The following is a 13,018-nucleotide window of genomic DNA, read 5'->3' on the forward strand; positions in this document are numbered from 1 at the left end:
GGGACGGCGACGACGGCGGGGACGGTCTCAGTGGCCGGCGTCCTGCCAGGTGCGGCCGACGCCCACGGAGACGTCCAGGGGGACGCGCAGCTCGTACGCGGCGCACATCTGGGACACCACCAGCTCGCGCAGCGGCTCCATCTCGCCGGGGGCCACCTCGAAGACGAGCTCGTCGTGGACCTGCAGCAGCATGCGGGAGCGCAGCTCGCGCTCGCGCAGCGCCCGCTGCACGTTGAGCATCGCGACCTTGATGATGTCGGCAGCCGAGCCCTGGATGGGGGCGTTGAGCGCCATGCGCTCGGCCATCTCGCGGCGCTGCCGGTTGTCGCTAATCAGGTCGGGCAGGTAGCGGCGGCGGCCGAGGATGGTCTCGGTGTACCCGTCGTGCCGGGCCTGGGCGACGATGGTCGCGAGGTAGTCGCGGACGCCGCCGAACTCCTGGAAGTACTCGTCCTTGAGCGCGCGGGCCTCGGCGACGGGGATGCCGAGCTGGCCCGACAGCCCGAAGTCGGACAGGCCGTACGCCAGGCCGTAGTTCATCGCCTTGATGCGCGCCCGCAGCTCGCCGCCGACCTGCTCGGGCGGGAGGTCGAACACCCGGGCGGCGGTCGCCTGGTGGAAGTCGTGCCCGGACTCGAATGACGCGATCAGCGCCTCGTCGCGGGACAGGTGGGCCATGATGCGCAGCTCGATCTGGCTGTAGTCGGCGGTCAGCAGGCTCTCGTAGCCCTCGCCCACCATGAATCCCTGCCGGATCCGGCGGCCCTCGGCGGTGCGGATGGGGATGTTCTGCAGGTTGGGCTTCTCGGACGACAGGCGACCGGTCGCCGCGATGATCTGGTTGTAGGTGGTGTGGATGCGCCCGTCGTCGCCGATCTCCTTGATAAGGCCCTCGACGGTGGTGCGCAGCCTGGTCTGGTCGCGGTGGCGCAGCAGGATGATCGGCAGCTCGTTGTCGGTCTGCGTGGCGAGCGTCGCCAGGGCGTCGGCGTCGGTGGTGTAGCCGGTCTTGATCTTCTTGGTCTTCGGCAGCCCGAGCTTGACGAACAGGATCTCCTGGAGCTGCTTGGGCGAGCCGAGGTTGAACTGCTCGCCGACGACCCGGTGGGCCTCCTCGACGGCCTGCTTCACCGCGGCGCCGAACTCCACCTCAAGGCCGGCGAAGTAGTCGTGGTCGGCGGCGATGCCGTCGCGCTCCAGCTCGGCGAGCACGCGCACCAGCGGGAGCTCGACCTCGCGCATCAGGCGGATGCCGCCCCGAGGCGAAAGGTGGGCCTCAAGGGCATCGGCGAGCTCCAGCACGGCCTGTGCCCGGATGCCGAGCTCCCGGCCCTCGTCGTCGCCGGGATCGTCGAACAGCGCCGCCTGGCCGTTGGTCTCGGTCTCGGCGCGCAGCTCGCGGTGGAGGTAGCGCAGCACGAGGTCGTCGAGGGGGAAGGACCGCTGCCCCGGCATCGCCAGATAGGCCGCCAGGGCGGTGTCACAGGTGAGGCCCTGAAGGTCGAGACCGTGGGCCCACAGGGCCAGCAGCGGACCCTTGGCGTCGTGCAGGGCCTTCGGCCTTCCCGCGTCGGCGAGCCATCGGCGCAGCGCGCCCTCGTCGGCGGGGCTGAGGCCCTGAAGGTCGACGAACGCCGCGCGCTTCCCGCCCTCGGCGTCGGCGGGGGCCGCGATGGCGAGGCCGTCGAGCCTGCCCGTGCCGCTGCCGTAGGTGCCCTTGACCGCCAGCCCGGCCCTGCCCTCGGGCATGACGGCGAGCCACGCCTCGACCTCGTCGGGGCCGAGGGTGACGACCTCGACCTCGAACCCCTCGTCCGCCTCCGGCTCGGCCGTGCCGATGCTCTGGTAGAGCCGGTCGCGCAGCACCCGGAACTGCAGGGTGTCGAAGAGCTTGTGGATCTCGTCGCGATCCCACTGGCCCATCTTGAGGCCGGCGACGTCGGCGTCGAGCGGGACGTCGCGCCGGAGCTCGGTGAGCTGGCGGTTGTGGATCACCTGGCCGAGGTGCTCGCGGAGCTTGTCGCCGACCTTGCCCTTGACCTCGTCGACCCGGGCGACCAGCTCGGTGAGCGAGCCGAACTCCTTGACCCACTTGGCGGCGGTCTTCTCCCCCACACTCGGGATGTTGGGGAGGTTGTCGCTGGGGTCGCCGCGCAGGGCGGCGAAGTCGGGATACTGCGCGGGAGTCAGGCCGTACTTCTCGACGACGGCGGCGGGGTCGAACCGCGTCATGTCGCTGATGCCGCGGCGGGTCATCAGCAGCGTGACGCGGTCGTTCACCAGCTGGAGGGCGTCGCGGTCGCCGGTGACGATCAGCACGTCCATGTCCCGCCGGGCGGCGCTGTCGGCGAGCGTGGCGATCAGGTCGTCGGCCTCGTAGCCCGCGAGGGACAGGTAGGGCACGCGGAGCGCGTCGAGCACCTCGAAGATCAGGCTGACCTGGCCGCGGAAGTCCTCAGGGGTCTCCTGGCGGTTGGCCTTGTAGTGCTCGTAGGCCTCGTGGCGGAAGGTGGGCTCCGACCGGTCGAAGCACACGACGACGTGGCTCGGCTGCTCGTCGCGAAGGACGTTGATCAGCATCGAGGTGAAGCCGTACACCGCCTCGGTGTGCTGGCCGTCGGTCGTGGTGAGGTTCGCGTCCTTCAACGCGTAGAACGCGCGGTACGCGAGTGAATGCCCGTCGAGGAGAAGCAGGCGGTCACGTGCGGGGGTCGGTTCCTTCTTCGGCACACCCGCAGCCTAGTCTCCATGTACGACAGAACACTCCGCCCTGTGCAACTGGAGGCGTCCCCTTGACCATGACGAACCCCGAGGATCTCACCCGCCTCGAAACGTTGGGCGGCGACTACAAGGGCACCTTGATCGCCACCATGGGCATCGAGTTCATCGAGGTCACGGCCGAGCGGGTCGTCGCCAGGATGCCGGTCGAGGGCAACACCCAGCCGTACGGCCTCCTCCACGGGGGCGCCTCCTGCGTGCTCGCCGAGACCATCGGGTCCACCGGCGCGGCCCTGCACGCCGGGGAGGGCCGGCGTGCCATGGGCATCGAGATCAGCGCGACCCACCACCGCTCGGCCACCTCGGGCCATGTCACCGGCGTCGCCACCCTCCTGCACGGCGGGCGCAGTCTCGCCACGTACGACATCGAGATCACCGACGACGAGGGGCGGCGCGTCTGCACTTCGCGACTCACCTGCATGCTTCGTGACGCCCCGTGATATTTGGTCTTTATCGGACCACGATTTGCGACTCTCCATGCACGGGGGCCTCATAGCTCGCTAGCGTTGTGGACGCCAGAGCCCGTGGGTGGTCGAGTAGACAACGTGTGCGGCCGGGGAAGCCCTACATGGCCCCAAAGATCACCCGCGGGCTCGCTGTGCCTTCCAGCCCCGGAAAGGCCCGATCCCCGCGGGCCGGGGGCCGGCGGGGATCGGTGCGCCATAACATCGGTGCGCCATGACAGGGACTTCCAGGCGGCGACCTCAGAGGGCGGGCGGCGAGGCCGCCGGGGCCCCTTCCTCGCCGGTCGCGCCGTCGTCCTCCGAGTGGGTCGGGTCCAGCACCCTCTTGAGGAACGTGCGCGTGCGGGCGTGCTGGGGATTGCCGATCACCTGGTCGGGCGGGCCCTCCTCGACGATCACCCCGCCGTCCATGAACACCACGCGGTCGGCCACCTCCCGCGCGAAGCTCATCTCGTGGGTGACCACCAGCATCGTCATGCCGTCGTGCGCGAGCTTGCGCATGACCGACAGCACGTCGCCCACCAGCTCAGGGTCGAGCGCGGAGGTCGGCTCGTCGAACAGCATGAGCGCCGGGTCCATGGCGAGGGCCCGGGCGATCGCGACCCGCTGCTGCTGGCCTCCGGAGAGCTGCGGAGGGAAGGCGTCGCACTTGGCCGCGACGCCCACCTTCTCAAGGTTCTCCCGCGCGATGCGCTCGGCGTCGGCCCTGCCCCGCTTGAGCACCCGCCGCTGGGCGATCATGACGTTCTGCAGCACCGACATGTGCGGGAACAGGTTGAACGACTGGAAGACCATGCCGAGCCTGCGCCGCGCGGCGTCGATGTCGACGTCCGGGTCGGTCAGTTCGACGCCGCCCACGGTCACGCTGCCCTTGCTGGGCTCTTCGAGCAGGTTGACGCAGCGGAGCAGCGTCGACTTGCCTGATCCGGAGGGGCCGATGACACAGACGACCTGGCCCTCGTCGACGGTGAAGTCGACGCCTTTGAGCACTTCCAGCTCGCCGAACGACTTGTGCAGGTCCTTGATCTCGACCGCGTGCGTCACCGGGGTCACCGTCCCTTCGCCTGACGGTTTTCGAGGCGGCCCGCCAGGTAGCCCAGCGGGATCGTGACGAGCAGGTACGTCAGGCCGACCACCAGGATCGGGGTGGCGTTGCTGGTCGTCGAGGCGAGGTCGTTGCCGAACTTCGTCAGCTCGACGTACTCGCCGCTCACACCGAGGAACAGCACCAGCGAGGAGTCCTTGAGCAGCGACACGAACTGGTTGGTCGTCGGCGGGATCACGATGCGGATGGCCTGCGGGATGACCACCGAGACCATCGCCCGCGAGTGCGACATGCCGAGCGAGCGCGCCGCCTCGGCCTGCCCCTTCGGCACGGCCTGCAGGCCGGCCCGGAGGGTCTCGGCCATGTACGCCGCGCTCACGATCGTCAGGCCCAGCACGCCCTGGCCGTACGTACCGCCCGGAACCTCGAAGCCGGGCAGCGCGAGCGGCAGGAACAGGATGAGCAGGAAGATCAGCAGGGCGGGAAGGCCGCGGAAGATCTCGATGTAGATGGTCGCGATCCAGCGGTACGGCCGCACCGACGAGAGCCGCATCAGGGCGAGCAGGAGGCCGCCCAGCGAGCCGAAGACGAAGCCGCCGACGGTGTAGATGATCGTGTTCTTGAGCGCGACCGTGAACACGTCGGGGAGCGCCTGCTTCGCCACGTCCATCTTGGTGAAGTTCTCGGCGAGTCCCTGCCAGTTGGTCAGGAGGACGACGGCGAGGAGCGCGGCCACCAGGATGACGTACTGGACGGCGCGGCTGATCCTCTGCCGCTTACGAGGGCTGAGCCTGGCTCTGCCGGGCGCCTGCCCGGCAGAGCCGGTCGGCCCGGCCGTCATGGGCTGATCGGTCATCGATCAGGTTCCGAGCTCGCCGGGCTTCTTACCGAACCACTTGACGTAGATCTGCTCGTAGGTGCCGTCGGTCTTGGCCTTGGCGATCTCCTCGTTGATCACCTTGACCAGCGCGTCGTTGCCCTTCTTCAGGCCGACACCGTACTGCTCACCTGTGTCCAGGCTCGCGATGAGCTCGAACTTGCTCGCGATCTCGGGCTTCTTCAGCCAGGTCAGCACGACGGGAAGGTCCTGGACGATCACGTCGGCCTGCCCGGACTGCAGGCCGAGCAGCTCCTTCGGGGAGTCGGCGAACTCGGTCGGGTTGAACCCCTTGCCCTTGACGTAGTCGAGGCCGGTCGTCGATGCCTGCGCGCCGAGCTTGAGCCCCTTGGCCTTCACGTCGTCGAGCGACTTGGCGCCGGTGCCCTTCTTGGCGAGCAGCGCCTGCGTGGCGTCGAAGTAGGGGTCGGAGAAAAGGAGGTTCTTCTGGCGCTCAGGAGTGATCGTCATGCCCGCCGCGGCGACGTCGCACTTGCCGGCGTTGAGGGCGGCGCCACTCTTGATCACGGCGAAGTCGATGTCGACGATCTCCTGGGTCACGCCGAGCTTCTTGGCGGCGAGGTCGACGATGTCGACGTCGAACCCGACGACCTTGTCGCCCTCCTTGAACTGGAAGGGCTCATAGGGCAGGTTCGTGCACGTCGTCAGCTTGCCCGGGTGGATCAACTTGATCTCCGAGGCCGCCGCCGCCGGGGCACTGCCGGCCGGGGCGCTGGAGCTGGTCGCGCTGGTGTCCGATCCGCCACCGCAGGCGGAGAGAAGGAACGCGGCGCTGACCGCCAGCGCCCCGATCGAGGTCATACGGCGACGTCTGGGCCAAAAGACCACAACGTCCTCCTCTTCAGCTGTATGTCGGATTTGAGTTAAGTTACCGTAACCCTGGCCATGGTCCCGCACCTGGTCACCAGGGGTATTACCGAAATGAAACGATCGCACAACACCTGAAGGAGCCTGGCACTCCGAGCCGAGCGGCGCGTTAGGGTGCCATGGTGCGAGTGCCTGTGGTCGGTCTGGGCTGCTTGACTTTTGCCGCCATTTCGCTTTCCGGCTGTTCCAGCGGACCCGCCGAGCCCACGACGAGCCCCTCCCCCACGTACGTGATCCCCGCCGAGACCGCGCGCCCCGGCGAGACCGTGATCACGGCCAAGCCGGTGGTCGACGGCCAGATGCGGTTCCGTGTCATTGGATTTCACGACGGCATGCCGAGCATCTTCGGCAGCCACGCCGAGTGGAACGCCAAGGGCCAGTACGTCCGGGTGCGCGTCCTCATCGAGAGCACCGATCGCACCAACCAGATGTTCGACGCCAAGCAGCAGCTACTGGTGGCCTCCGACGGGCGCACGTTCTCCGTGGACGACGCCGCCCAGACCACCAAGCGCCAGCCCGGCAAGCTCCCCGTCGGCAGCTTCGTGCGCATGGAGTTCGACCTGTGGTACGACGTCCCCAAGGACGTGAAGATCACCAAGATCCGGTTCTTCGCCGATCCGCCCCTCGGGGCCATCGGTCCCTCCCAGGGCGTCGACGTACCGCTGCGCTGACCGGCGGGAGCCTCCGTACGAGCAGGGTGCGCCGGCCCGGCCGGGGCCGTCGAGCCCCGGCCGGATCGCGGATCACACCATGCGGCGCTCAGTGAGCGCCGAGCTCGCCTCCGAGGTACGCCTCGCGCACCTGGGGGTCGTTGAGCAGGTCGGCCGCCGGAGCCGACTTGACCACCTTGCCGGTCTCCAGCACGTACGCCCGGTGGGCGAGCTGGAGGGCCTGCTGGGCGTTCTGCTCCACCAGCAGCACGGTGGTGCCCCGGTTGTTGATCTCCTTGATGATCGCGAAGATCTGGGCGACCAGCATGGGGGCGAGGCCCATCGATGGCTCGTCGAGCAGCAGCACCTTCGGCTTGCTCATCAGCGCGCGGCCGATGGCCACCATCTGCTGCTCGCCGCCCGACATCGTGCCGCCGGCCTGGTTCTTGCGCTCGGCCAGCCTCGGGAACAGCTCGAAGACCTCGTCGAGGTCCTTGGAGAGGTCACCCGTGCGGGTGTACGCGCCCATCAGCAGGTTCTCGGTGACGGTCATACCGGGGAAGACGCCACGGCCCTCCGGAGACTGCCCGATGCCGGCGATCACCCGCTTGTGGCCGGGCAGCTTGCTGATGTCGGCCCCGTCGAAGGTGACGGTGCCCGACGTCAGCGGCCGGAGGCCAGAGATGGTCTTCAGCGTGGTGGTCTTGCCCGCCCCGTTGGCGCCGATGAGGGTGACGATCTCCCCCTGGTCGACCTCCAGCGAGACGCCCTTGATCGCCTCGATCTTGCCGTAGTGGACACGCATGTCCTTGATCTCAAGAAGCATCTGCGGGAGCCCCCAAGTACGCCTCGATGACCCTCGGGTCGTTCTGCACCTCTGCGGGGAGACCATCGGCGATCTTCTGACCGAAGTCCAGCACCGCGATGCGATCGCTGATGCCCATGACCAGGGCCATGTCGTGCTCGATCAGCAGGACCGTGCGCCCGGCGTCGCGGATCCTGCGGATCAGGCCCTGGAGGGACTCCTTCTCCGATGGGTTCATGCCCGCCGCCGGCTCGTCCAGCAGGAGGAGCTTGGGCTTGGTCGCGAGCGCACGCGCGATCTCCAGCCGCCGCTGGTCGCCGTAGGGGAGGTTCTTGGCCGTCTCCTCGGCGCGGTGGCCGATGCCCACGAACTCAAGGAGCTCACGGGCCAGCGCCTTGCCGTCACGCTCCTCGTGGCGGTGCCACGGCAGGCCGAGCGCCGCGCTGAACATGCCCGCGCGGTGGTGGGCGTCGGCCCCCACCATGACGTTCTCCAGCGCCGACATGTTGTGGAACAGGCGGATGTTCTGGAACGTGCGGGCGACGCCCCGCTTGGTGACCTTGAACCGCTTCATGCCGTCGATGCGGTCGCCGTCGAACACCACCTGGCCCGACGTCGGGCGGTAGACGCCGGTGACGACGTTGAACACCGTCGTCTTGCCCGCGCCGTTCGGCCCGATGAGGGCGAAGATCTCGCCCTCGTTGATCGTCAGCTCGACCTCGCGCAGGGCGACGACGCCGCCGAACTGCATCTTGACCTTCTGCAGCTGCAGAAGCGGACGCGGATCGCTCATTTGGATGCTCCCTCGGCTGCGGGCTGGGACTCCGGACCCGGAACCTCGGCGCCCATGCTGCCCATGCCGCCTGTGCCCTCCGCCAGCTCCGCTTTTCGGCGGCGCGACGGCAGCAGGCCCTCGGGCCGGAAGATCATCAGGGCGACCAGCGCGGCGCCGAACACCATCGTGCGGTACTCCGACAGGCCGCGGAACCTCTCGGGCAGCCAGGCGACGAGGAACGCGCCCAGGATGACGCCCGGGATGTTGCCTGAACCGCCGAGCACGACCGCCGCGAGGATGGTGGCCGACAGCATGAACAGGAAGTCGTTGGGGTTGATCGAGATCGTCTTGCCGGCCCAGACGACTCCCATGGCCCCGCCGATCGAGGCGCCGATCGCGAAGGCCAGGAGCTTGAACTTGAAGGTCGGCACGCCCATGACCTCGGCGGCGTCCTCGTCCTCGCGGATGGCCGCCCACGCGCGGCCGACGCGGCTCTTCTCCCACCGCTTCACGAAGATGATGATCGCGGTGGCCACCACGACCAGCAGGTAGTAGTACGGTCTCGGATCGAGCACGCCGTAGTGGAAGATCTGCACCCCGAAGAGCTCGACGCCGTCGAAGCTCGGCGGGTGCGGGATGCCCGCGATGCCGCGGGGTCCGCCGATGGCGTCGGTGTTCTCGGCCGTCTGGCGGACGATCTCTCCGAAGCCGAGCGTGACGATCGCGAGGTAGTCACCGCGAAGGCGCAGCGTCGGCCCGCCGAGGACCACTCCCGACAGCGCCGACAGCAGGACGCCGACGACCAGGATCTCCCAGAAGTTCAGGCCGAGCTTGGTGCCGAGCAGCGCCATCGAGTAGCCGCCGATGGCGAAGAAGGCGACGTACCCGAGGTCGAGCAGACCGGCCTGGCCGACGACCACGTTGAGGCCGATCGCGAGGACCACGTACGTCCCGATGGGGAAGAACAGGACGCTGGCCCAGTCGCTGTAGGGCGACATGAAGTGGCCGAAGGACTCCGAGGGCAGCAGCAGCGCGATCACGAACAACGCGACGTAGACGATCCAGCGCTGCCAGACGGGGGCGCCCGCCCACCGGTCGCGGATGCCGTCGAGGAAGGCCGAGAAGGCGTTCCTGCGCTTGGTGGTCGTGGAGTTCGTGCTCATGCGCGTGCCTGCTGGAGTGATTCACCGAGGATGCCGGTGGGCCGGAACATCAGGACCAGGACGAGAACCGTGAACGCGATGACATCCTTCCATCCCGAGCCGAAGACGGCGGCACCGTAGTTCTCGATCAGACCGAGGAACAGGCCGCCGACCAGCGCTCCACGTAGGTTGCCGATGCCCCCGAGCACCGCGGCCGTGAAGGCCTTGATGCCGAGTAGGAAGCCGATGGAGAACTTCGTGACCTCGAACTGGAGCACGAACAGCGCGCCCGCGATGCCCGCCATGAGGCCACCGATGAGGAACGTCATCCGCACGATCTTGTCGATGTCCACGCCCATGAGGACCGCGGTCTCCGGGTCCTGCGAGGTCGCACGGATGCCTCGGCCGATCTTGGTGCGGTTCACCAGCAGGTCAAGCAGGACCATCATGCCGATGGCCGCCACGAAGATCAGGACCTGGTCGACGCGGACCTGCGCGCCGCCGACCGTGAAGAGCGTGTCCTTCTGCATGATGCGGGCCACACCCATCTGGTTGCGGCCCTGTTGCGGACGGTTGAAGACGTGAGGGATGATCACCAGGGCGAAGAGTTCCTGGAGGAAGAGCGACGCGCCGATGGCCGAGATGAGCGCGGCCAGGCGGGAGGCGCCGCGCTTGCGCAGCGGGCGGTAGGCGATACGTTCGAGCAGCATGGCCGAGCCCGCGGAGGCGAAGCCTCCGGCGAGCACCATCAGGAGCAGGCCGCCGACGAGGGCCAGCCCGGTCAGCGGCTGGGTGATGCCGAGGGTCATCACCACGAACGCCGACGCCATGGTGCCGATCATGAAGACTTCGGAGTGCGCGAAGTTGATGAGGCGCAACACGCCGTAGACCATCGTGTAGCCGAGGGCGACGAGGCCGTAGATCGCGCCCAGGATGAGGCCGTCGATCGTGTACGGCCAGAAAGATCCGATGAGGTTATCGAACACTGGATGGATTCGCTTTCAGGGAAGCCTGCAGGCGACAACGGGCAGACAACGGGCAGGGGCGGGACGCCGTGGCGTTCCCGCCCCCTCACTACTGTGACTACCGTCCGTCAGCCGAGCTTGGCCGTCGTCGTGTCGCCGAGCAGGCCGATCTGGCCATCCTTGACCTCGTACATGTAGATCGACTTCGCGGCGGGCTCACCGGTCGGGTCGAAACTGATGTGCTTGGTGATGCCGTCGAAGTCCGACTTGCCGACCGCCTCGTTGATCGCCTCGGCCGTCGTCGCACCGGTCGCGAGGGCCTTGGTGAAGGTGGTCATGGCGTCGTAGCCCTCGGTGGCGTAGATCAGCGGGTCGGCGCCGAACTTCGCCTTGTAGTCCGTGGCGAACTTCTTGACCTTCTCGTCGGTCTCGGCGGCGGTCGGGATGCGGCAGGGGCAGCCGATGAGCGCGCCCTCGGCCTGCGGAGCGCCGGCGCTCTCGATGATGCCCTTGTCCAGGGAGCCGTCGGCGGAGAAGAACTTGGCCGTGACGCCCTTGTCCCTGAGCTGCTTGAGCAGCTTGCCCGCGGCGGCGTAGTAACCGCCGAAGAACAGCGCGTCCGGCTTGGCCGAAGCGACCTTGTTCACCGTCGAGGAGTAGTCGGCGGCGTTCGGGTCGAGTGCGTCGTCGGTGACCGTGGCGCCCTTGGTCTTGAGCTGGCCCCGGACCGCGTCGCCAAGGCCCTTGCCGTACTCGGACTTGTCGTCGACGACGAAGACGTTCTTGGCCGCCGCGGCGCCCACGATGAAGTCGGCGATGGCCGGGCCCTGGACACCGTCGTTCGGGACGACGCGGTGCCAGTACTTCCAGCCGTTCTCGGCCAGGGCGACGGCGGTGGCCGAGGCGGAGATGCTGGGGATCTTCGCCTCTTCGAGCAGCGGGCCGACCTGCTTGGACTCGCCGGAGAAGGCGGGGCCGACCATGGCGACGACCTTGTCCGTCTTGATCGCCTGCTGCGCGAGGCTGACGGCCGTGGTCGGGTCCGCCTTGCTGTCGTACTTGACCATCTCAAGCTTGACCTTGGGATTGGTGGCGTTGTACTCGTCGACGGCAAGCTGGGCGCCGTTGCTCGGCGGGATGACGATGCCGGAGTTCTCACCCGACAGGTCACCCATGAAGCCGATCTTCAGCGTGGTCGGCGCGGCGTCGCCGCCGCCCTCCGACGACGACCCTGAGTCACTGCCACAAGCAGCGAGACCAACGGTAAGTGCCACACCGACGGCGAGCACGCCCCCGAGGCGAGCAATCTTGGGCCGCAAGGTTGCCTTCCTTTCACCTGATCCCGTGTCGGGATCGGGTCCACAGAACCTCCCTGGCGATCTGGCCAGGGTTCGTTGACGGCATTACACCCAGCTCAAGTCACAGGTCGGTACAGACTCAGAACACGTTACCGCTTCGTTATCACACCGGTCCTCTTCGGCGATCGGCCGGAAAAGTAAAGGTCACATCGACGGCGGAGCGTTTCGCGAGTCAACTCACGTGACCCCGGAGCCGACTCCATGGAGTAACATCCCGGCTCTGACGGAGAAGCGCGGCGGAGTCCCGGCAATCTCTTGTCATGACTCCTCGGGGCTCTGCGCCTCCTGAACGACGGCCTGGGCGACCTGGCGCATGCTCATGCGGCGGTCCATCGACGCCTTCTGGATCCAGCGGAACGCCTGGGGCTCGGTCCACCCGTGCTCGGCCATCAGCAGGCCCTTGGCCCGCTCGACGAGCTTGCGGGTCTCAAGGCGCTCGCCGAGGCTGGTGACCTCGCGCTCCAGGGCGGCGATCTCCTCGTGGCGGCTCACGGCCATCTCGATCGCCGGCACCAGGTCGGACTTGGTGAACGGCTTGACCAGGTAGGCCATGGCCCCCGCGTCCCTCGCCCGCTCCACGAGGTCGCGCTGGGAGAACGCGGTCAGGATCAGGCACGGCGCCACCCGCTCGGACACGATGCGCTCGGCGGCCGAGATGCCGTCGAGGATCGGCATCTTGACGTCGAGGATCACCAGATCGGGCCGCTGCTCCAAGGCGAGCTTGATCGCCGTCTCGCCGTCCCCGGCCTCGCCGACGACGGCGTAGCCCTCCTCTTCGAGCATCTCCTTAAGGTCGAGACGGATCAGTGCCTCGTCTTCCGCGATCACCACTCGCCGCTGCGTACTCACGACCAAGAGAGTACCGATGTCCGCTAGATTAGGGGCACGAGCACCTCGGCGCCCCGATAGACCAACGGCAGAGTCGATGGCCTCAAAATCCATACAGTGTGGGTTCGAATCCCACTCGGGGCACTGTTCCGGCGAAACCGCGTGGCTGAGGCCGCGCGGTTTTCGCGTCTGTGGCCTCCCGCAGGGCGGGCAGCCACAGGAACCACACGCGGCCGTCACCGGTGACCAGGCGCCGCGCGGCCCATCCCGCGACCCGCGGCTCGGGCACGTGGGTGAGGTACGCGGCCATCCGCCCGTCCGGCCAGGTCAGCGGCGTCCTGCGGAAGGCGCGCAGGGCGCATCCCGCCTCGTAGGCGATGGGCAGGGTGCTCCCCGGGCCGCCGACGACGCACGGGCCGCTCAGCCCCGCCTGCCTCAGCGCG

13 protein-coding genes and 1 tRNA gene are annotated in these 13,018 nt (G+C 68.1%); 4 read left to right on the forward strand and 10 right to left on the reverse strand.

Annotation, left to right across the window (positions count from 1 at the left end; translation table 11 throughout):
- Nucleotides 1–27: 27 nt before the first annotated feature.
- The gene (polA, locus tag ACGFIV_RS19235; RefSeq protein ID WP_392836475.1) at nucleotides 28–2,730 is read right to left on the reverse strand and encodes a DNA polymerase I; all 2,703 of its coding nucleotides are present in this window, start codon (nucleotides 2,728–2,730) and stop codon (nucleotides 28–30) included.
- A 68-nt stretch (nucleotides 2,731–2,798) separates the two neighbouring features.
- Here polA and ACGFIV_RS19240 point away from each other — a divergent pair, with 68 nt between their 5' ends.
- Nucleotides 2,799–3,218 carry a hotdog fold thioesterase gene (locus ACGFIV_RS19240; RefSeq protein ID WP_358557669.1) on the forward strand — a complete coding sequence of 140 codons (420 nt, stop codon included), beginning with the start codon at nucleotides 2,799–2,801 and terminating at the stop codon, nucleotides 3,216–3,218.
- A gap of 264 nt (nucleotides 3,219–3,482) precedes the next feature.
- Here the strand turns inward: ACGFIV_RS19240 and ACGFIV_RS19245 are convergent, their stop codons facing one another.
- From ACGFIV_RS19245 to ACGFIV_RS19255, 3 genes are read right to left on the reverse strand one after another with little or no spacing between them, the layout of a single operon-like run.
- The gene (locus ACGFIV_RS19245; RefSeq protein WP_392836478.1) at nucleotides 3,483–4,286 is read right to left on the reverse strand and encodes an amino acid ABC transporter ATP-binding protein; all 804 of its coding nucleotides are present in this window, start codon (nucleotides 4,284–4,286) and stop codon (nucleotides 3,483–3,485) included.
- A gap of 5 nt (nucleotides 4,287–4,291) precedes the next feature.
- On the reverse strand, nucleotides 4,292–5,143 hold the full coding sequence (locus ACGFIV_RS19250) for an amino acid ABC transporter permease (protein ID WP_392836481.1): 852 nt from the start codon (nucleotides 5,141–5,143) through the stop codon (nucleotides 4,292–4,294).
- 3 nt (nucleotides 5,144–5,146) lie between these two features.
- On the reverse strand, nucleotides 5,147–5,986 hold the full coding sequence (locus ACGFIV_RS19255) for an ABC transporter substrate-binding protein (RefSeq protein ID WP_392836484.1): 840 nt from the start codon (nucleotides 5,984–5,986) through the stop codon (nucleotides 5,147–5,149).
- Nucleotides 5,987–6,180: 194 nt separating this feature from the next.
- On the opposite strand from ACGFIV_RS19255, the gene ACGFIV_RS19260 reads away from it, so the two are divergent.
- Complete coding sequence (locus ACGFIV_RS19260) at nucleotides 6,181–6,723, forward strand: DUF4352 domain-containing protein (RefSeq protein ID WP_392836487.1); 543 nt, start codon at nucleotides 6,181–6,183, stop codon at nucleotides 6,721–6,723.
- An 88-nt stretch (nucleotides 6,724–6,811) separates the two neighbouring features.
- On the opposite strand, the gene ACGFIV_RS19265 is transcribed toward ACGFIV_RS19260, so the two are convergent.
- The 6 genes from ACGFIV_RS19265 to ACGFIV_RS19290 form a co-directional block, all read right to left on the reverse strand.
- A complete protein-coding gene (locus tag ACGFIV_RS19265; RefSeq protein WP_392836490.1) occupies nucleotides 6,812–7,528 on the reverse strand; it encodes an ABC transporter ATP-binding protein in 717 nt (238 codons plus the stop codon).
- The gene (locus ACGFIV_RS19270; protein WP_392836493.1) at nucleotides 7,518–8,300 is read right to left on the reverse strand and encodes an ABC transporter ATP-binding protein; all 783 of its coding nucleotides are present in this window, start codon (nucleotides 8,298–8,300) and stop codon (nucleotides 7,518–7,520) included. Before ACGFIV_RS19270 ends, ACGFIV_RS19265 begins: the two co-directional genes overlap by 11 nt.
- Complete coding sequence (locus ACGFIV_RS19275) at nucleotides 8,297–9,445, reverse strand: branched-chain amino acid ABC transporter permease (protein WP_358550308.1); 1,149 nt, start codon at nucleotides 9,443–9,445, stop codon at nucleotides 8,297–8,299. The genes ACGFIV_RS19270 and ACGFIV_RS19275 overlap by 4 nt, the downstream gene beginning before the upstream one ends.
- On the reverse strand, nucleotides 9,442–10,410 hold the full coding sequence (locus ACGFIV_RS19280; protein WP_358550306.1) for a branched-chain amino acid ABC transporter permease: 969 nt from the start codon (nucleotides 10,408–10,410) through the stop codon (nucleotides 9,442–9,444). The genes ACGFIV_RS19275 and ACGFIV_RS19280 overlap by 4 nt, the downstream gene beginning before the upstream one ends.
- Nucleotides 10,411–10,517: 107 nt before the next feature.
- Nucleotides 10,518–11,708 (reverse strand): branched-chain amino acid ABC transporter substrate-binding protein, encoded by a 1,191-nt coding sequence (locus tag ACGFIV_RS19285; RefSeq protein WP_358550304.1) that lies wholly within the window; start codon nucleotides 11,706–11,708, stop codon nucleotides 10,518–10,520.
- 297 nt (nucleotides 11,709–12,005) lie between these two features.
- Entirely contained in the window at nucleotides 12,006–12,596 is a 591-nt protein-coding gene (locus ACGFIV_RS19290; RefSeq protein WP_358550302.1) for a response regulator, read from the reverse strand.
- Between the two features lie 50 nt (nucleotides 12,597–12,646).
- Between ACGFIV_RS19290 and ACGFIV_RS19295 the strand changes: the two genes are divergently transcribed.
- Together ACGFIV_RS19295 and ACGFIV_RS19300 are read left to right on the forward strand one after the other, a co-directional pair.
- Nucleotides 12,647–12,719, forward strand: a tRNA-Leu gene (locus ACGFIV_RS19295).
- Between the two features lie 98 nt (nucleotides 12,720–12,817).
- Nucleotides 12,818–12,949: a hypothetical protein gene (locus ACGFIV_RS19300; protein WP_358550300.1), complete on the forward strand. Its 132-nt coding sequence runs from the start codon at nucleotides 12,818–12,820 to the stop codon at nucleotides 12,947–12,949.
- Nucleotides 12,950–13,018 lie beyond the last annotated feature (69 nt).

Source organism: Sphaerisporangium sp. NPDC049003 (assembly GCF_043197795.1).
Classification (GTDB): domain Bacteria; phylum Actinomycetota; class Actinomycetes; order Streptosporangiales; family Streptosporangiaceae; genus Sphaerisporangium.